Origin of the sequence: Streptomyces sp. NPDC046866 (assembly GCF_040704625.1) — a bacterium.
Classification (GTDB): Bacteria; Actinomycetota; Actinomycetes; order Streptomycetales; family Streptomycetaceae; genus Streptomyces.
Genome location: NZ_JBEYXN010000012.1, coordinates 35,416 through 53,161 on the forward strand (window position 1 = coordinate 35,416; position 17,746 = coordinate 53,161).

The following is a 17,746-nucleotide window of genomic DNA, read 5'->3' on the forward strand; positions in this document are numbered from 1 at the left end:
CGGCTCCGGGGGCGCCGCTAGAGGTTGTTACCGATCGGTATCCATCAGGGTTACCGGCGGTTCGCGCGGTAGGGTCCCAGGCCGGGAGGAGCCGACGGAAGGGCGGGGGATGACGGGCTTCGAAACGGCGGTCTTACGGGCGGCGAGCGCGGCGGCGGGGTCGCTGCTGAGGTCGCGCCTCGGGCAGGTGCCCGGCGCCGGACTCACGGACGAGCCGGTGCGCCCGGCACAGCGCTGGCGCCGCCCGGCGCAGCTCGGCGGGCCCGAACTGCGGCGGCTCGCCGAGGGCTTGGCGCAGCGGCTGGGCCCCGCCTCGGCCGGGCTGCCGGAGCACGAGCGGCTGGCCGCGCTGGACGCGGTCGCCGACGCCTTCGCCGGGCTGGGCCGCGGGAAGACCGGCGCCGACGCCCTGTTCGCGGCCGATCTGGACCCGGCGGCCCTGGCGGCCGCCCTGCCCGTGCCGCCCGCGGCGGGCCTGAGTGCGGCGGCCGAGGCCGTCTGCCGCGACCTGATACGGCTGGCGTGCGTCCATGCGGTGGAGTACCTGACCACGCTGCCGGGTTTCGGGGCCCGGGCCGACGTGGAACTCGTCCGCCGGACCGGCGCGTTGGCGCGGGCCGTGGACCGCCTCGGCGAGGAGCGCAGCGGGGCGGCGCACGCCTTCGAGGAACGGTACGCCCGCTACCTCGCCGAGGCGCACGGGCGGCTCCAGTTGTACGGGCTGACCACCGGGCGGGCCCGGGAGGAATGGCCGCTGGACCTCGCGTACATCAGCCTCGCGGTCAGCGGGGAGCAGCAGCAGCTGCTGCCCGGCGAGCCCGGCCTGCACCGGACCACCGTCAAGGCGGAGCAGGCGCTCGGCGCGGCGGACCGGGTCCTGCTGCGCGGCCCGGCGGGCTCGGGCAAGAGCACCCTCGTGCAGTGGCTCGCCCTGAACGCGGCCCGGCAGTCCGCCGGGCCCTGGAGCACCTGCGTGCCGTTCGTGCTGCGGCTGCGCGCCTTCACCACCGCCGAGCACCTGCCGCTGCCCGAGGACTTCCTCAGGGCCTCGGGCGTACCGCTGTCGGCCCCCGCCGGCTGGGTCGAGGACCTCATGCTGAGCGGGCGGGCGCTGGTCCTGGTCGACGGGGTCGACGAGGTCCCGCAGCGGCTGCGCACCCGTACGGAGACCTGGCTGCGCTCGCTGGTCTCCGCCTTCCCCAAGGCCCGGTACGTGGTGACCACCCGGCCCTCGGCCGTCCCGGAGGACTGGCTCGCCGGGCAGGGGTTCACCCCGCACGCGCTGCTGCCGATGGAGCGGGGGGACGTGGCGGCGTTCATCGCGCACTGGCACCGGGCCGCCGGGGCGGAGTGCCCGGGCGAGGACCTCGACGCGTACGAGGCCTCGCTGCTGGAGGCGGTGACCGCGCGCCGCGACCTGGGCCGGCTGGCCACCAACCCGCTGATGTGCGCGCTCCTCTGCGCCCTGAACCGGGACCGGCGCATGCAGCTGCCGCGGGCCCGCAAGGAGCTGTACGACGCGGCCCTGGACATGCTGCTGGTGCGGCGCGACACCGAGCGGGAGATCGCCGGGGTCGAGGGGGTCTACCTGACCCGCGACGAGCAGATCCTGTTGCTCCAGCGGTTCGCGTACTGGCTGATCCGCAACGGGCAGGTGGAGGCGGGGCGCGACGAGGCCGTCGAGCTGGTGGCCGAGTGGCTCGACGCGATGCCGCAGGTCCGGGAACAGGGCGGTGCGGAGCAGGTCTTCGCACACCTGCTGATCCGCAGCGGGCTGCTGCGGGAGCCGGTGAAGGGCTCGGTGGACTTCGTCCACCGCACCTTCCAGGACTACCTGGGCGCCAAGGCGGCGGTGGAGTCGCGGGACTTCGGCGTGCTGGTGAAGAACGCGCACGACGACACCTGGGACGACGTGGTCCGCATGGCCGTCGGCCACGCCCGCCCGGACGAGCGGATCCGCATCCTGCGGGGTCTGCTGCGCCGCGCCGACAAGGTCAAGGGCGTCCGCAGCCGCCTGGTCCTCCTGGCCGCGGCCTGCCTGGAACACGCCCCCGAACTGGACCCTGCCCTGCGCCGCGAGATCCAGTCCCGCACGGCCGAACTCCTGCCGCCGCGCAGCCCGGACAGGGCGGAGGAGCTGGCCCGGGCCGGTGAACTGGTCCTGGAACTCCTGCCGACGTTGGCCGACGACCTGGGCGAACCGGAGGCGGCGGCCACGATCCGCACGGCGGCCTTAGTCGGGGGAGAGCGGGCGCTGGCCGTGATCCGCCGGTTCCGTCAGGATGTACGCCCCAAGGTCACCATGGAATTGGACGATTCCTGGGGCCGGTTCAAGGCCGTCGAGTACGCCGATGCCGTGCTCGCCGGCGCCTCGCTGGGCAGCGGGGTGCTGACCCTGCGGACCCAATCACAGCTGGACTGCCTGGCCTCGCTCCCGCAGTTCGACTGCCTGCGGCTGTACGACATCCGCCGGGTGCCGCCCGAGGTCGCCGCCCGCCGCGGCCTGCGGATGCTGTACGTGCTCGACTCGCCCGATCTGACCGATCTCGGGCCTCTGTCCGGCCGCCGGGATCTGGAGCACATCGGCCTGACGAACTGCACTGCGTTGTCGGACCTGGGCCCGCTGGCGGAGCTGCCGCTGAAGAACCTGTTCACGTTCGGCAGCCACCGAGTGAGCCTGGGGGTCCTGGAGCATCTGCCGGAGCTGGTCTCGCTTGGCCTGGCCACCACGGGCGGCCACCGCTCAGTGGGCGAGCTTCCGGGAGGGCAGCAACTCACCAGCCTGTGGCTCTACGAGGGGGCGGAGGACCTGTCCCTGGACGGCCTGGAGCGCTGGCCCGGCCTCTTCTACTTGAGCCTCGCGGGGAGTCGGCAGGCCGAAGAGCTGCGTGCGATGGTCCAACCGCCGGACCTGACCTCGTTCCAGCTCCTCCACCACCACGTCTTCAGCGCCGAGGACCTGCTGCGGTTCCCCCGGCTGAGCAACCTCTTCTTCGCCGATTGCCGGTTCACCGCCGGGGTGGGGGCGCTGAGGGAGCTGACGGGGCTGACCACCCTCTCGTTCAGCGCGTGCGGCACGGTGGATCTCAGCTCCCTCGCGCAGCTGCCCGAGCTGACCGTCCACGTGTACCCGGACACGAGCGTGCTCGGCGCCGAGCTGTTCCCGCCGGAGCGGATCACGTTTCACGCGTGACCCGCCCGGCGGAGCCCAGCGTCACCAGACCCGGACCGAGCCCCCGCGGGCGAAGGCCGGGCTGGTGGCGTCCGGTGGGACGGACGTCAGGGGTTCGGCGATCTCCGCGACCAGCGGCCCGTGCTTCGCCGCCACCGCATCCAGCAGCGCCAGGTCGAAGCCGTACACCCGGGCGGCGTTGCCGCCGACCATCGCCGCGACCTCCTCCCTCGGCAGGCCCGCGTACGCGATGCGCAGACCCTCGCGGGAGTACGGGGCGGTGCCCTCGTCGTGGGGGTAGTCGCTGCCCCACATGATCTTGTCGAGGCCGATCCGCTCCCGCAGCGGGACCTCGTGCGGCCGCATGAAGCTCGCGCCCACGAAGCAGTTGTCCCGCCAGACCTCGCTCGGCCCCTTGCCCATGGCCTCCGCGAGTCCCGCGCCGAACTTGGACTCCGCCGTGGCCGCCCCGGTCGCGGCGGAGACCAGGCGCCCGTGGTAGTAGTCCAGCATGTCGAGCACGCCCGGGATCCAGCCCGAGCCCTGCTCGGTCAGCACCAGCTTCAGCCCGGGGTGGCGGCGGAAGGCGCCGCCGAAGACCAGGTGCCACAGGGCCCGGTGGGAGAACCAGGTCGTCTCCACCATGAAGACCGCCCGCGCCGCGGGTTCCGGTCCCAGCGGCGGGGAGGCGGAGCCGCCGTGGTGGTTGACCGGGACGTCCAGTTCGTCGCAGACCGCCCAGATCGGGTCGTACGCCTCGGAGTACAGCTCCGGGACCGCCGAGCCGGGCGGGACCCCGGGCAGCAGGATGCCGCCGGTCAGACCCGCCTCGCGGGTGCGGCGGATCTCCGCGACCGCCGCGTCCACGTCGTTGAGGAGGATCTGCGCGACCCCGGCCCGCCGGCCCGGCGCCTGCGCGCAGAAGTCGGCGAGCCAGCGGTTGTGCGCCTGCAGCCCGGCCCAGCGCTGCTCGTACTCGGCGCGGGTGGGCGGCTGCGCCATCAGCGAGGCGTTGGGGAAGAAGGGCGGGATGGTGTTCGGGAAGACGACCTCCGCCACGATGCCGTCGGCCTCCAGCTCGGCGAGGCGGCGGTCGGAGTTCCAGTTGCGGTCGGCGGTGTCGGCGAGGAGGTCCTCGTACGGGTTGACGTACGCGGCCGCCCAGGCGTCGAAGTCGTCGTGGTGCTTCTTCGCCAGGTACGGCCTGTAGTCGAGGAGGTCGGCGCCCGCGTGGCAGTCCGCCGAGACGACCGTGTAGCGGTCCGCGGCCGGGTCGCTCACGCCTCCACCCCCAGGACCGGGAAGTCGTGATCGGTCAGCCAGTGCCGGCCCACCTCCCGCGAGCGGGCCCAGGAGGCCTCCACGGCGGCCTGGTCGGGCGACTGGCCGAGCTCCGCCGGGGTGGGGCCGATGCGGCGGGCGAGCGGCGCCAGCTCCGCCGTGTCGAAGCCGAAGACCTCCGCCGCGGCCAGGCCCAGCATCCGGCGGGTTTCCGCCACCGGGATGTCGTGGAAGGTCTTGGCCAGCCAGTTGCGCGTGTCGGGCCAGGTGCCCTCGGGGTGCGGGAAGTCCGAGCCCCACAGGATGTTGTCCACGCCGATCTCGTAGCGCTGGGCGAGTTCGCGCCGCTTGGTGTTGGTGGCGCAGACGAACACCTGGCGGTCGAGGTACTCGCTCGGCGGCCGCTTGAGCTCGGCGAACGGCGACAGCTTCTTTCCGCCGTGCGCGCCGAGGTAGAGCCGGTCCATGAACCAGAGCTGGTTGGGGAGCCACCAGCAGCCGGATTCGGCCACACCGAACTTCAGCCCGGGGTGCCGCTCGAAGACCCCGGACCAGAGCAGGAACCACAGGGGCCGGGCCGGCCACCAGGTGACCTCGGAGACGTAGATGCCGAGGTGGTCGCCGTACTCGTGGCGGGGCGCGGCCCCCGAGTGGGTGACGATCGGCATCGCGGTCTCGGCGGCCGCCGCCCACACGGGGTCGTAGCGGCGGTCGTGGTAGGGCGCCTGGTCCACCCACATGGAGGGGATCATCAGGGCGCCGAGCCCGGACTCCTTGGCCCGGTGGATCTCGGCGACGACCCGGTCGGGTTCGCCGGTGATCGGCAGCAGGGCGACCCCGCAGTGCCGCGCGGGGTGTTCGGAGACGAACTCGGCGAGCCAGCGGTTGTGGGCCCGGGCGCCCGCCATGCCGAGTTCGGGGTCCTGGTCCCCGGAGAGGCCGAGGCCCACGCCGAAGGGGGCCGCGGTCTGGCTGTCGACGGCGTCCGCGTCGGGGAAGACGACCTCGGCGGCCACGCCGTCGCCGTCGAGCTCCTTCAGGCGCTGGGCGACGTCCCAGCCGCCCCGCAGGCCCTCCTCGTTGTCGTGGAACCACTTCTCGGCGAAGGCCTCGTTGCGGATGCCTAGCCGGGTGGCCTCCGCGCGGCGGGCGTCGCGCTGCCCGAGGAACTCGTCGAAGGCGCGGTGGAAGCGGGAGTCCAGGTAGGGCCGGTACTGCTCGGTGGGCAGTCCGGCGTGGCAGTCGGAGGAGATGATCAGGTACGGGTCTTCGTACGCGCTCACGGTGTTCCTCCTCAGTCGAGGATGAAGCGTTCGAGGTAGGCGGGGTTGGCGCGGTCGAGCATCGACTGCGCCCGGGCGCGGATCTGACGGTCGCTGTGCTCGCTGGCCGGGAGCATCCAGAAGCGGTCGGCGCGGATGCCGTCGACGACGTGCTCGGCGACCTCCTCGACCGGGGTGAACAGCACTTCCTGTCCGGCCGCGCGCAGGGCGGACTCGTACTGTTCGAGGGTGCGGTACGGGGTCCTGCGCGGCCGCTGCTTGGCGTAGCGCTCGGGGCGGTTGCGGTGCGACTCCCACAGCCCGGTGCGCAGCATGTGCGGTCCGGGGAAGAGGACGGACGCGCCGACGGACGCGCCCTCCGCCTTGAGGTGGGCGTAGAGGGACTCGGTCATGGTGACCACGGCCGCCTTGGTGACGGCGTAGACGGAGGCGGTGGGCAGGGGGGCGATGCCGCCGTCGCCGGAGGAGGTGTTGACCACGTGGCCGGGGGCGCCGCCGGCGAGCATGCGCGGGACGAACGCCTGGATGCCGTGGAAGACTCCCCAGACGTTGACGGAGAACGCCCACTTCCAGTCGTTGGGCTCGTGCTCCCACATCCTGCCCTCGGCGCCCGAGCCGACGCCCGCGTTGTTGCACAGGACGTGGACCGCGCCGAACGCCTCGTAGACGGCGTCGGCGAGGGAGACGACGGACTCGCGGTCGCCGACGTCGACGGTCCGGGCGAGCACCTCTGCGCCCTCCGCCCCCAACTCGTCGGCGGCCTTGCGCAGGGCGCCCTCCTCGACGTCGGCGAGGGCCACCCGCAGCCCCTCGGCGGCGAAGCGGCGGGCCATGGCCAGGCCGATGCCGCCGGCGGCGCCGGTGATCACGGCCACCTGTCCGGATTCCAGCCGCATGTCACGCACTCCCCTCGGGCGGGCCGTCGAAGGCCTGCTGCGGATCGTCGTAGCGCTGGTGGAGGAAGGGGAGCAGGGATTCGGCGCTGACCCGTTCGACGACGCGGCCCTTCTGGTCGGTGGTCTTCTCGCCGATGGTGAGCTCCACGAGGCGGCGTACGGGCAGGTCCGCCACCGGGTCGTACATGGACTCGCGCAGCACCACGTCACCGGTGAGGTGCTCCAGCCTGCGGACCTTCTCGTTGCGCGTGCAGTGGACGAGGACCGGGTCGCTCTCGAAACCGGAGCCGTCGACGGCGGGCAGGAACTTGAAGTAGAAGTCGGTCTTCTGCGCCGGCTCGGGCACCGGGAGCTCGCGGTCCACCGCACCGCGCACCTCCACGAAGGCGATGCCGTGCCGGGCGAGGGAGGCCCGGACCACCAGACCCTCGCGTTCGACGGTGACCTCGCCGAGCTTCTTCGGCTCGCCGAAGACCTCGCGGCCGCCGGTCAGGGCGCGCTCGTGGGTCATCGGCATGACCAGGGGGTACCAGCCCTCGACCCCGCCGTGCCGGGCGGCGACGGCCACCGAGCCGGCGCCGAGCGGGTAGCCGGGCAGCTCGACCTTGCTGATGTTGGCCCGTACGAGGGGCCGTTCGGCGGGCTTGAGCGGTGGCGGCAGGACGGCCGCCACCACGTCCGGGTCGGTCTCCCAGACGGCCACGACTCCGGTGGACCAGATGTCGGGGAGGTTCGCGCTCTTCTCGCGCGACGCGGCGATCTGCGCCGCGGTGCGCGCTCCGTACCGTACGCGTGCCATGTTCCGCACCACCCTTCGGTCGGCTCTGTAACACAGTTACATCGCCGCCGATGAAGGGTAAAGAGGGCCGCACCGAAGGAAACTGACGGTTCGTCGAACCAGACCCGGCCGGGGAAGGACGCCCATGGCGAAGAGCCCGCTCACCCGCGAGGCGGTCCTGGCGGCCGCCGCCGCGCTGGTCAGGCAGCACGGCCCGGACGCCCTCACCATGCGCAGGCTCGCCGCCGAGCTGGGGACGGCGGTCACCTCGATCTACTGGCACGTCGGCAACCGCGAGCAGCTCCTGGACGCGCTCGTGGAGCGGACCGTGCGGGACATGGAGGCCATCCGGCCGGCCGGCCGCTCCCCCGCCGAGCGGATCCTGTCCGTCGCCCGCGCCCTGCGCCGAGACCTGCGCGAGCGCCCGCACCTGATCGCGATGGTGCACGAACGCGGCCTGACCGACCGGATGTTCCTGCCCGCCCAGCAGGCGCTGGTCCAGGAGGTGCACGCGGCCGGGCTGCGCGGCACCCGTGCCGCCGACGCCGTCCGGGCGATCCAGTTCCAGGTCATCGGCTTCGTCCTGGTCGAGCGCCAGCGCGAGCGCTCCCCCGCCCAGTCCCCGGCGGAGAGCGAGCTGTGGGACGCGGCCGCCGCCCCGCACGACGCCCCGCTCGCCCGCGCCCTGTCCCGGCCGGCCGATCCGGAGCGCCTCTTCCTGCTCTCCGTACGGGCCCTGGTGCACTCCCTGCTGGCACCCGCGGCGCCCCCGCGGTGAACCGGTGGCGGCGGCCGGGGAGCCGCCCGGCGGGGCCGGGGTGTCAGTCGGTGCCGATATCCTCTGTGACCATGCTCGACGACCGTACGACCGCAGAGACGACGTGGCCGGCCGCGTATCCCCAGGGATACGCGGTCGTCGACGTGGAGACCACCGGGCTCGCTCGCGACGACCGGATCGTGTCCGCGGCCGTCTACCGGCTCGACGCGCAGGGCAACGTGGAGGACCACTGGTACACCCTGGTCAACCCGCAGCGGGATCCGGGACCGGTGTGGATCCACGGGTTGACCAGCGAGATGCTCCAGGACGCGCCCCTGTTCCGGGACGTCGCCGCGGAGTTCGCGACCCGGCTCGCCGACCGCGTCCTGGTCGCGCACAACGCCATCTTCGACTGGCAGATGATCGCGCGGGAGTACGCACGGGCCGCCGAGACCGCGCCGGTCCGCCAGCGGCTGTGCACCATCGCCCTGTCGAAGGAGCTCGGCCTGCCGCTGCCCAACCACAAGCTGGAGTCGCTCGCCCGGCACTTCGGGGTGGTCCAGCAGCGCGCGCACCACGCCCTCGACGACGCCCGCGTCCTCGCGGAGGCCTTCCGCCCGTCGCTGCACGCCGCGGCGCAGGGCGGCGTGCGGCTGCCGCTGCTGGAGTGCCGGCCGCTGACGGAGTGGACGGACTCCCCGGTCACGGCGCGCATCGGCCACCAGGCCTCGTACCGGGGCGGCAGCTGGCGGCCCTCCCGCAAGCGGCCGCCCTGCCCGCACCCCAACCCCGGGCGCTTCGAGGACGGCAAGCCGCTCAAGCAGGGCATGCGGGTCGCCTTCTCGGGCGACACCTCCATCGACCGCGAACTGCTGGAGGACCGGGCGGTCGAGGCGGGGCTGCACGTCGCGACGAGTGTGTCGCGGCTCACAAGCCTGCTCGTCACCAACGACCCCGACTCGGCCACCTCGAAGACCGTCAAGGCGAAGTCCTTCGGCACCCCGGTCGTCGACGAGGCCGCCTTCACCCAGCTCCTGCGGGACGTGGCTGCGGCAGACGGGTGAGCCTCGGGCGACTCGCCCGGCGCCCGCTTCCCCGGCCCGCCGCCGCGTCCCACCCTGTGGCGCATGGCACGTTGTGAGGTCTGCGGAAACGATTACGGCATGTCCTTCGAAGTGCACGCGCAGGGCGCGGTGCACGTCTTCGACTGCTTCGCCTGCGCCATCCACCGCATGGCGCCCATCTGCGAGCACTGCCGGGTCCAGATCATCGGACAGGGCGTGGAGGTCGGAGGGCAGTGGTACTGCGGGGCGCACTGCGCCCGGGCGGAGGGGAAGGTGGGCATCGTCGACCGGGTGTGACGTCCCTCTCCCCAGGCCCCTTCCCCCGCCCCGCCCTCCGGCCCCGGACGGCCACCCGGCCGCCGGGGTCCCCGCGGCTCGGGGTACCGTCGTGGGCGTGTACCGCTTCGTGCTGACCCGGCAGTGGGTGACCCTCACCCTCGTCGCCCTCGTCCTGATCCCCGTGATGGTCAGGCTGGGCTTCTGGCAGTACCACCGCCACGAGCACCGGGTCGCGCAGAACGAACTGATCGCCTCGAACCTGCGCGCGAAGCCAGCGCCGGTCGCCGAGGTGACCTCCCCCGGCCACCGCGTCCCGCGCTCCGACTACTGGCGCGCCGTCACCGCCACCGGCACGTACGACTCCGCGCACGAGGTCGTCGTCCGGATGCGGACCTCCAACGACGACAAGGTCGGCTTCCACGTCGTGACCCCGCTCGTGCTGGGCGACGGCCGGGTGGTCCTGGTCAACCGCGGCTGGGTGCCCGGCGGCGACGACCCGACCGCCTACCCGCCGGTGCCGCCCGCTCCCTCCGGAGAGGTCACCGTCACCGGCCGGCTCAAGGCCGACGAGACAAGCGGCGGCAGCGGCATCAAGGACCGCAAGGGGCTCCCGGACCGCCAGGTGATGCTGATCAACAGCGCGCAGGCGGCGGAGTACCTCGGCAGGCCCGTCCTCGGCGGCTACCTGGAGCTCACCGGGCCGCTCCCGGCGAGCGGGGGCCCCGAGGCGATCGCCGATCCCGACCACGACTCGATCGGCCCGCACATGGCGTACGCCGTGCAGTGGTGGCTGTTCGCGGCGTCGGTGCCGGTGGGCTGGCTGGTCCTCGTACGGCGCGAGCGGCGCGACCGCGAGGCCGCCGCTGCCGCAACCCCCGAGCGGGAGCCGGCGCCGACCGCGTAGGTTGTCCGGCATGGATCTTGGACTGAAGGACCGTGTCTACGTCGTCACCGGAGCCACCCGCGGGCTGGGCTTCGCGGCGGCACGCGAACTGGCCGCGGACGGCGCGAAGCTGGTGGTGACGGGCCGCGATGCGGCGCGCGCCGAGGAGGCCGCGGCCGCCCTGGGCCCGAACGCGGTCGGCATCGCCGCCGACAACGCCGATCCCGGGGCCGCGGAGCGGCTGATCGCCACGGCGAAGGAACGCTTCGGCCGCTTCGACGGCATCCTCATCAGCGTCGGCGGGCCGGCGCCGGGTTCGGCGGCCGACACCACCGACGCGCAATGGGCGGACGCCTTCGAGGCGGTGTTCCTGGGCGCCGTGCGACTGGCCCGGGCGGCCGCGGCCGAACTGGGCGAGGGCGGGGTCATCGGCTTCGTGCTGTCGGGCTCGGTCCACGAGCCGATCCCCGGCCTGACCATCTCCAACGGCCTGCGGCCGGGCCTGGCGGGCTTCGCGAAGTCCCTGTCGGTGGAGCTCGGGCCGCGCGGCATCCGGGTGCTCGGCCTGCTGCCCGCGCGCATCGACACCGACCGGGTGCGGGAGCTGGACGCGCTGTCCGGCGACGCCGCCGCGGCCCGCACGGCGAACGAGGCGCACATCCCGCTGCGGCGCTACGGCACCCCCGAGGAGTTCGGCCGCGCCGCGGCCTTCCTGCTCTCGCCCGCGGCCTCGTACCTGACCGGCATCATGCTGCCCGTCGACGGCGGCTTCCGCCGCGGATTCTGACGGCCGGTCGCCGCAGCCGCCGCGCGCTGCCGCCGCCCCGCCGGGTCAGGTGACCCGGCGGGCGCGGTGGGAGGGCACCGACAGGCGGGCCTCGGCCGTGAGCCCCGGCAGGCCCGCCGAGGCCCGGGCGTGCCCGAGGATCGGCCCGGCCCCCAGCGCATCCGCCGGGACGGCCGCGAGCGCCGCACGCCGCTCACCTCTTCCCGCCGGCCGGTGCGCGGCTGACCCGTACCCGCGGCTGCGGCGGGCGGGCCAGGCCCGGTTCACCGATGCCGACGGCGAGCACCGCCTCGAGGTCAGCCCCTTCACCCGTGCCGAGCCCGGCCCGGACCGCCGGGGCCGCGGCCCCGCCCCGGCCCGGGCCTCGGGCGGCCGCTTCGGCAGGATCCCGCGCAGCCCCGGCGTCAGCGCCAGGACCAGCAGCACCAGCCCGACGGCGCGACCAGGACCCCGGCCGCGGCGCGGACCTCCGGGTCGGCGGGGGTGAGCCGGGCCGGCCGGTCGGCGAGCTCGCCCCGCCAGGCCATGCCGGGCCGGTGGGCCCGTACGGCGGCGAGGTCGTACGGGAACGGGCCCGCCGCCCCGAGCAGCGCGAGGGCCGTCAGCGCGGCCGGGATCCGCCGCGCCGAGCGGCACCGGCGGAAGCGGACCGGGCGCGGGGGCGGGGGCGCCGACCCGTGCGCGAGCCGGCGCCGACGCGCCGGGGCTACGCCGGTCGACCCGGACCGGTTTTCCCTGACGGCCTTGACCTCAACCAAGGTCGAGGTCGGAGGCTGGTCCTCGCGATCAAGGCCGGCCCGCCGAGGGCCGGCGGGGAACGAGGAAGAGGGGAACCCATGCGGGCGATACGCGTGGACGGGTACGGCGGTCCCGAGGTGCTGGCGCCGGTGGAGGCCGCGGATCCGGTGCCCGGCGCCGGCGAGGCGGTCCTGCGGGCCGAGGCCGTGGACACGATCTTCGTGGAGACCCAGATCCGCGGCGGCTGGGGCGAGCACTTCGGCATCCGTCCGCCGTACGTGCCGGGCGGCGCGGCGGCCGGGACCGTGGTGGCGGTGGGCGAGGGCGTGGACCCCGGGTGGCTGGGGCGCCGGGCGGTCGCCGCCGCGGGCACGCAGGGCACGTACGCGGAGCTGGTCCGGGTCCCGCTGGAGCGGCTGGTCCCGGTCCCGCAGGGCGTGGAGCCGGCGCAGGCGGCGGCGCTGGCGCACGACGGGGTGACCGCGGCGAGCATCGCCGCACGGGCCGGGATCACCGCCGACTCCCGGGTGCTGATCCTGGGCGCGGCCGGCGGGATGGGGACGCTGCTGGTGCAGCTCGCGGTGGCGGCCGGCGCCGAGGTGATCGGCGCGGCCCGGGGCGAGCGGAAGCTGGCGCTGGTCCGGGACCTGGGCGCGCACCGGACGGTGGACTACACGCGGGACGGCTGGACCGAGGAGGTCGGCGGCCCGGTGGACGTGCTGCTGGACGGGGTCGGGGGTGAACTGGGCCTGGCCGCGTTCGCCCTGGTGCGCGACGGCGGGTGGGTCTCCGCCCACGGCGCGCCGAGCGGCGGCTTCACCCCGCTGAACTCGCAGGAGGCCGAGCGGCGCGGGATCACCGTGCACGGGATCCGGGAGGTGCAGCTCAGCGCGGAGCAGACGCGGCGGCTGACCGCCTTCGCGCTGGACGAGGCGGCGGCGGGCCGGCTGCGGCCGGTGATCACCCGTACCTTCCCGCTGGCCGAGGCGGCCGAGGCGCATCGCGCGATCGAGGCCCGGGAGATCGCGGGCAAAGCCCTCCTGCTCCCGTGACCCGGCCGCCCGGCGGCCCGGCGGGCGCGCCGCAGCCCCGCCGGTCCCGTCACGGGGGTACGGGACCGGCGGGACCGCGGCAGGGGGACGGGTCAGTCGGAGAGGCCTGCCAGGTCGCGCAGGCGGCGGGCCTGCGCGGCACGCTCCGCGGCGCGCTGGTCGTCGTACGAACGGGACAGGGCGCCGCGGAGCAGCGCCTTGGTCTCGATGACGGCGTCGCGCGGCGGGGCCACGAGCGCGGTGGTGAGGTCCTTGACCGCCGCGTCGAGCTCGTCGGCGGGCACGACGAGGTTGGCCAGGCCGATCCGCTCGGCCTCCCCGGCGTGGACGAAGCGGCCCGTGGCACAGATCTCGAGGGCGCGGGCGTAACCGACCAGGGAGGTCAGCGGCTGGGTGCCCGCGAGGTCCGGCACGAGGCCCAGGCTGGTCTCGCGCATGGCGAACTGCACGTCGTCCGCGGCCACGCGGAGGTCGCAGGCCAGCGCGAGCTGGAAGCCGGCGCCGATCGCGTGGCCCTGCACGGCGGCGATGGAGACGATGTCATTGCGCCGCCACCAGGTGAAGGCCTCCTGGTACTCGGCGATGGTGGAGTCCAGCAGTTCGTCCGATCCGCGCGCCAGGTCGAGGAAGGACGGCTCACCCTCGAAGCCCTCGGGAGTGAACGCCTGCCGGTCGAGTCCGGCGGAGAAGGACTTGCCCTCACCGCGCAGCACCACGACCCGGACGGTGCCCGGCAACGACCTTCCGGCCTCCGTCAGCGCCCGCCAGAGCGCGGGGGACTGGGCGTTTCGCTTCGCCGGATTAGTCAGTGTCACCGTGGCGACGGCTTCGTCCACGGTGAGCCGTACGCCGTCCTTGTCGAGCAGAGCCATCTGGTGCCTCCGGGTGCAGTCGGCCGCGGTGTCGGCCTAAGTGACTGCACAGTAACCACCCGGTCGACCGAACGGCCGACCGGGGGTCACCGAAGGTACCGCGGTGTGGGCGGGCAAACGTCTCTTCGCCCCGGCCCCGGGCCTCACGCCCGGGGTTCCCGGTCGGGTCAGACCGAAGCCGCCTTCTTGCCGCGCGTCGCGCCACCGCGACCGCGCAGCACGACTCCGGACTCGCTGAGCATCCGGTGGACGAATCCGTAGGACCGGCCGGTTTCCTCGGCCAGCGCACGGATACTTGCACCGGAGTCGTACTTCTTCTTCAGGTCTGCCGCGAGCTTGTCGCGCGCGGCGCCGGTCACCCGGCTGCCCTTCTTCAGAGTCTCGGCCACCCGTGCCTCCTCATGGGAAGTGCGCTCTGGACTTCTCATGATCACCCCTCCCCGGCTTCCTGGCCACCCATTCAGCAAAGGTCGGTACGACGGCATTTCCCCGGCCGTGGACGCCCGAGCAGAACGGAATCTCCCCTTCCGCTACATGACGTCCGTCACATTTCCCGGCGGCCCCGGGGAAGCTCCAGGTCAGGGGCGGGAAAGAGCACGGGAAAGGCCCCGGCGGCGCGCCCGTGCGGGCGCGGCCGGGGCCGTCGTACAGAGCGCAGCGGTACCAGACCGTCTCACTCAGATGATGGAGCGGGTCTGAGCCGAATGATCCATAAGGAACTGGATCAACCGGTCAGGCGAGGGCGACGAGGTCCCGGTAGTCCGGACCCCACAGGTCCTCCACGCCGTCGGGGAGCAGGATGATCCGCTCCGGCTCCAGCGCGTCGACCGCGCCCTCGTCGTGCGTGACGAGGATGACGGCGCCCTTGTACGTGCGCAGCGCGCTCAGGATCTCCTCGCGGCTGGCGGGGTCGAGGTTGTTGGTGGGCTCGTCCAGGAGCAGCACGTTCGCCGAGGAGACGACCAGCGTCGCGAGCGCGAGGCGGGTCTTCTCGCCGCCGGAGAGGACCCCGGCCGGCTTGTCGACGTCGTCACCGGAGAACAGGAAGGAGCCCAGCGTCTTGCGGACGTCGACCAGGTCCAGGTCGGGCGCGGAGGAGCGCATGTTCTCCAGGACGGTGCGCTCCGGGTCCAGGGTCTCGTGCTCCTGGGCGTAGTAGCCGAGCTTGAGGCCGTGGCCGGGGGTCACGGAGCCGGTGTCGGGCTTCTCGGTGCCCGACAGCAGGCGCAGGAGGGTGGTCTTGCCGGCGCCGTTGAGGCCGAGGATGACCACGCGGGAGCCCTTGTCGATGGCCAGGTCGACGTCGGTGAAGATCTCCAGGGAGCCGTACGACTTCGACAGGCCCTCGGCGGTCAGCGGCGTCTTGCCGCAGGGCGCCGGGTCGGGGAAGCGCAGCTTGGCGACCTTGTCCTGGGCGCGGACGGCCTCCAGGCCGGCGAGCAGGCGGTCGGCGCGCTTGGCCATGTTCTGCGCGGCGACGGTCTTGGTGGCCTTGGCGCGCATCTTGTCGGCCTGGGCGTTGAGGGCCGCGGCCTTCTTCTCGGCGTTCTGGCGCTCGCGCTTGCGGCGCTTCTCGTCGGCCTCGCGCTGCTGCTGGTAGAGCTTCCAGCCCATGTTGTAGACGTCGATGACCGAGCGGTTGGCGTCGAGGTAGAAGACCTTGTTGACGACCGTCTCGACGAGGTCGACGTCGTGGGAGATCACGATGAAGCCGCCGCGGTAGGTCTTCAGGTAGTCCCGCAGCCAGACGATCGAGTCGGCGTCGAGGTGGTTGGTCGGCTCGTCGAGGAGCAGGGTGTCGGCGTCCGAGAACAGGATCCGGGCGAGCTCGACGCGGCGGCGCTGACCGCCGGAGAGGGTGTGCAGCGGCTGGCCGAGGACGCGGTCGGGCAGCCCCAGGGCGGCCGAGATGGTCGCCGCCTCGGACTCGGCGGCGTACCCGCCCTTGGTGAGGAACTCGGTCTCCTGGCGCTCGTACTGGCGCAGGGCCTTCTCGCGGGTGGCGCCGGAGCCGGTGGCGATGCGGTCCTCGTTGGCGCGCATCTTGCGCAGCAGCACGTCGAGGCCGCGGGCGGAGAGGATCCGGTCGCGGGCGAGGACGTCGAGGTCGCCGGTGCGCGGGTCCTGCGGCAGGTAGCCGACCTCTCCCGACCGGGTGATGGTGCCGGCGGCGGGCTGGCCCTCGCCCGCGAGGCACTTGGTGAGGGTGGTCTTGCCCGCTCCGTTGCGGCCGACCAGGCCGATGCGGTCGCCCTTGGCGACGCGGAAGGAGGCGGACTCGATGAGGATGCGGGCGCCGGCGCGCAGCTCGATGCCGGTGGCGGTGATCACGGAAATGCTCCAGGGCGGGTCGGAACGGCGGAAGGGGGCGGGATGCGAGCTTCGACGCCGCTAATCCGCGAGGAGATTTGCCATGGGATTCATTCTACCGGGGGCGCGCAACCGGCTTTCCGGGCGCGGGCGGGTGATACTCGCCGCAGGGGCGGCCACGCGGATCCGAGGGCGGTGGGCCATGCAGTTCGACGACGACGCCGATCTGGACACCTCCGAGGTCGAGGACGTGCGCGGCAGCCGCGTACCGGGCGGGCGGGCGACGATCGGCGGCGGAATCGCCGGGCTCGTCGCCCTGCTGCTGGGGCTGTTCTTCGGCGTGGGCCCCGAGGAGCTGGGGCTGTCGTCGGGGAACCGGGAGCCGCGGACGGCCGCCTCCTCGGCCGGAGAGGTGGCGCAGAGCTGCCGCAAGGGGCGTGACGCGAACACGCGGGAGGACTGCCGGATGGTCGCGGTGGTCAACAGCACCCAGGACTTCTGGAGGGACGAGTTCACCCGACGCGGCGGGAGGTACGCCCCGGCGTCGACGGTCTTCTTCACCGACCGGGTCAACACCGCGTGCGGGACGGCGACGGCCGCCGTGGGCCCCTTCTACTGCCCCGCCGACCGGCAGGTCTACCTGGACCTCGGGTTCTTCGACGAGCTGCGCACGAAGTTCGGTGCGAGCGGCGGCCCCTTCGCCCAGGCCTACGTCGTGGCCCACGAGTACGGGCACCACGTCCAGAACCTCACCGGCACGCTCGGCCTGGCGCGGGACGGGCGGCAGGGCGCGGACAGCGACGCGGTCAAGGTCGAGCTGCAGGCCGACTGCTACGCCGGGGTGTGGGCCCGCCACGCGACGCGGACCCCGGCCGAGTCGACGGGCCGGCCCCTGGTCACCGCCCTGACCGACCAGGACATCAGGGACGGGCTGGACGCGGCGGCCGCGGTCGGCGACGACCGGATCCAGGAGAGGTTCCAGGGGCGGGTCACCCCGGAGACCTGGACGCACGGCTCGGCCCGGCAGCGGCAGCAGTGGTTCTACGAGGGCTACCGCACCGGCGACATGGAGCGGTGCGACACCTTCCGCTGACCGGCGGGCCGGGGCCGCCTTCCGCCCGGCGCAGGGGACGCCTGCCATGCTGTGGTGCGGGTCACATCGACCGGCACGAGAAGGAGTGATCGCCATGGCCGGACATCCGTCCGTTTTCCCGACGCTGCTCTACGGCGACGCCGAGGCCGCGATCCAGCAGCTGACGGAGGCGTTCGGATTCACCCGGGTCGCGGTGTACGAGGCCGGCGACGGCACCGTGATGCACGCCGAGCTGGCGTACGGAAGCGGCGCGGTGATGCTCGGCAGCAAGGGCCGCGGCGGCGTCTTCGACACGGTCATGGCGCAGGCCGGGCCGGCCGGCGTCTACGTGGTGGTGGAGGACGTGGACGCGCACCACCGCCGGGCGGTGGAGCACGGGGTGGAGATCCTGATGGAGCCCACCGACCAGGACTACGGGTCGCGGGACTACATGGCCAGGGACGCGGAGGGCAACGTCTGGAGCTTCGGGACGTACGCGCCGCAGGTCTGACCCCGCGGCGC

At 73.7% G+C, this 17,746-nt stretch carries 17 protein-coding genes; 9 read left to right on the top strand and 8 right to left on the bottom strand.

Going from position 1 to position 17,746, the window contains the following annotated elements:
• Positions 1–109: 109 nt before the first annotated feature.
• On the top strand, positions 110–3,193 hold the full coding sequence (locus AB0953_RS19105) for an NACHT domain-containing protein (RefSeq protein WP_366860668.1): 3,084 nt from the start codon (positions 110–112) through the stop codon (positions 3,191–3,193).
• 21 nt (positions 3,194–3,214) lie between these two features.
• Here the strand turns inward: AB0953_RS19105 and AB0953_RS19110 are convergent, their stop codons facing one another.
• From AB0953_RS19110 to AB0953_RS19125, 4 genes are read right to left on the bottom strand one after another with little or no spacing between them, the layout of a single operon-like run.
• Positions 3,215–4,453 carry an amidohydrolase family protein gene (locus AB0953_RS19110; RefSeq protein ID WP_366860669.1) on the bottom strand — a complete coding sequence of 413 codons (1,239 nt, stop codon included), beginning with the start codon at positions 4,451–4,453 and terminating at the stop codon, positions 3,215–3,217.
• The gene (locus AB0953_RS19115) at positions 4,450–5,736 is read right to left on the bottom strand and encodes an amidohydrolase family protein (RefSeq protein WP_366860670.1); all 1,287 of its coding nucleotides are present in this window, start codon (positions 5,734–5,736) and stop codon (positions 4,450–4,452) included. Before AB0953_RS19115 ends, AB0953_RS19110 begins: the two co-directional genes overlap by 4 nt.
• An 11-nt stretch (positions 5,737–5,747) precedes the next feature.
• Positions 5,748–6,632 carry an SDR family NAD(P)-dependent oxidoreductase gene (locus AB0953_RS19120; RefSeq protein WP_366860671.1) on the bottom strand — a complete coding sequence of 295 codons (885 nt, stop codon included), beginning with the start codon at positions 6,630–6,632 and terminating at the stop codon, positions 5,748–5,750.
• Position 6,633: 1 nt separating this feature from the next.
• Positions 6,634–7,431, bottom strand: coding sequence for an acetoacetate decarboxylase family protein (locus AB0953_RS19125; RefSeq protein ID WP_366860672.1), 798 nt, complete (start codon positions 7,429–7,431; stop codon positions 6,634–6,636).
• Positions 7,432–7,555: 124 nt separating this feature from the next.
• Between AB0953_RS19125 and AB0953_RS19130 the strand changes: the two genes are divergently transcribed.
• From AB0953_RS19130 to AB0953_RS19150, 5 genes are all read left to right on the top strand, one after another.
• The gene (locus tag AB0953_RS19130; RefSeq protein ID WP_366860673.1) at positions 7,556–8,188 is read left to right on the top strand and encodes a helix-turn-helix domain-containing protein; all 633 of its coding nucleotides are present in this window, start codon (positions 7,556–7,558) and stop codon (positions 8,186–8,188) included.
• 65 nt (positions 8,189–8,253) lie between these two features.
• Positions 8,254–9,231, top strand: coding sequence for a DEDDh family exonuclease (locus AB0953_RS19135; RefSeq protein ID WP_366860674.1), 978 nt, complete (start codon positions 8,254–8,256; stop codon positions 9,229–9,231).
• A 63-nt stretch (positions 9,232–9,294) separates the two neighbouring features.
• A complete protein-coding gene (locus tag AB0953_RS19140; protein WP_366860675.1) occupies positions 9,295–9,528 on the top strand; it encodes a hypothetical protein in 234 nt (77 codons plus the stop codon).
• A gap of 97 nt (positions 9,529–9,625) precedes the next feature.
• The gene (locus AB0953_RS19145) at positions 9,626–10,414 is read left to right on the top strand and encodes an SURF1 family protein (RefSeq protein WP_366860676.1); all 789 of its coding nucleotides are present in this window, start codon (positions 9,626–9,628) and stop codon (positions 10,412–10,414) included.
• Positions 10,415–10,424: 10 nt separating this feature from the next.
• The gene (locus AB0953_RS19150) at positions 10,425–11,180 is read left to right on the top strand and encodes an SDR family oxidoreductase (RefSeq protein ID WP_366860677.1); all 756 of its coding nucleotides are present in this window, start codon (positions 10,425–10,427) and stop codon (positions 11,178–11,180) included.
• A gap of 404 nt (positions 11,181–11,584) precedes the next feature.
• Here AB0953_RS19150 and AB0953_RS19155 read toward each other — a convergent pair whose 3' ends face one another.
• Positions 11,585–11,938 carry a hypothetical protein gene (locus AB0953_RS19155; RefSeq protein ID WP_366860678.1) on the bottom strand — a complete coding sequence of 118 codons (354 nt, stop codon included), beginning with the start codon at positions 11,936–11,938 and terminating at the stop codon, positions 11,585–11,587.
• Between the two features lie 78 nt (positions 11,939–12,016).
• Between AB0953_RS19155 and AB0953_RS19160 the strand changes: the two genes are divergently transcribed.
• A complete protein-coding gene (locus AB0953_RS19160; protein ID WP_366860679.1) occupies positions 12,017–12,970 on the top strand; it encodes a zinc-binding dehydrogenase in 954 nt (317 codons plus the stop codon).
• Positions 12,971–13,062: 92 nt separating this feature from the next.
• On the opposite strand, the gene AB0953_RS19165 is transcribed toward AB0953_RS19160, so the two are convergent.
• From AB0953_RS19165 to AB0953_RS19175, 3 genes are all read right to left on the bottom strand, one after another.
• Positions 13,063–13,842, bottom strand: a complete 780-nt coding sequence (locus tag AB0953_RS19165) for an enoyl-CoA hydratase/isomerase family protein (protein ID WP_366860680.1) — start codon at positions 13,840–13,842, stop codon at positions 13,063–13,065.
• A 167-nt stretch (positions 13,843–14,009) separates the two neighbouring features.
• Positions 14,010–14,231 carry a helix-turn-helix domain-containing protein gene (locus AB0953_RS19170; protein WP_285526799.1) on the bottom strand — a complete coding sequence of 74 codons (222 nt, stop codon included), beginning with the start codon at positions 14,229–14,231 and terminating at the stop codon, positions 14,010–14,012.
• 343 nt (positions 14,232–14,574) lie between these two features.
• Entirely contained in the window at positions 14,575–16,173 is a 1,599-nt protein-coding gene (locus tag AB0953_RS19175) for an ABC-F family ATP-binding cassette domain-containing protein (RefSeq protein WP_366860681.1), read from the bottom strand.
• Between the two features lie 181 nt (positions 16,174–16,354).
• Here AB0953_RS19175 and AB0953_RS19180 point away from each other — a divergent pair, with 181 nt between their 5' ends.
• Both AB0953_RS19180 and AB0953_RS19185 read left to right on the top strand, forming a co-directional pair.
• Positions 16,355–17,245 carry a neutral zinc metallopeptidase gene (locus AB0953_RS19180; protein WP_366860682.1) on the top strand — a complete coding sequence of 297 codons (891 nt, stop codon included), beginning with the start codon at positions 16,355–16,357 and terminating at the stop codon, positions 17,243–17,245.
• A gap of 94 nt (positions 17,246–17,339) precedes the next feature.
• Positions 17,340–17,735 carry a VOC family protein gene (locus AB0953_RS19185; RefSeq protein WP_366860683.1) on the top strand — a complete coding sequence of 132 codons (396 nt, stop codon included), beginning with the start codon at positions 17,340–17,342 and terminating at the stop codon, positions 17,733–17,735.
• Positions 17,736–17,746 lie beyond the last annotated feature (11 nt).

Bases quoted from the DNA above. Each gene is read 5' to 3' on its own strand.
- AB0953_RS19105 (WP_366860668.1), top strand. From the start codon at position 110: ATGACGGGCTTCGAAACGGCGGTCTTACGGGCGGCGAGCGCGGCGGCG.
- AB0953_RS19120 (WP_366860671.1), bottom strand. From the start codon at position 6,632: ATGCGGCTGGAATCCGGACAGGTGGCCGTGATCACCGGCGCCGCCGGC.
- AB0953_RS19125 (WP_366860672.1), bottom strand. From the start codon at position 7,431: ATGGCACGCGTACGGTACGGAGCGCGCACCGCGGCGCAGATCGCCGCG.
- AB0953_RS19130 (WP_366860673.1), top strand. From the start codon at position 7,556: ATGGCGAAGAGCCCGCTCACCCGCGAGGCGGTCCTGGCGGCCGCCGCC.
- AB0953_RS19140 (WP_366860675.1), top strand. From the start codon at position 9,295: ATGGCACGTTGTGAGGTCTGCGGAAACGATTACGGCATGTCCTTCGAA.
- AB0953_RS19150 (WP_366860677.1), top strand. From the start codon at position 10,425: ATGGATCTTGGACTGAAGGACCGTGTCTACGTCGTCACCGGAGCCACC.
- AB0953_RS19160 (WP_366860679.1), top strand. From the start codon at position 12,017: ATGCGGGCGATACGCGTGGACGGGTACGGCGGTCCCGAGGTGCTGGCG.
- AB0953_RS19165 (WP_366860680.1), bottom strand. From the start codon at position 13,842: ATGGCTCTGCTCGACAAGGACGGCGTACGGCTCACCGTGGACGAAGCC.
- AB0953_RS19180 (WP_366860682.1), top strand. From the start codon at position 16,355: ATGCAGTTCGACGACGACGCCGATCTGGACACCTCCGAGGTCGAGGAC.
- AB0953_RS19185 (WP_366860683.1), top strand. From the start codon at position 17,340: ATGGCCGGACATCCGTCCGTTTTCCCGACGCTGCTCTACGGCGACGCC.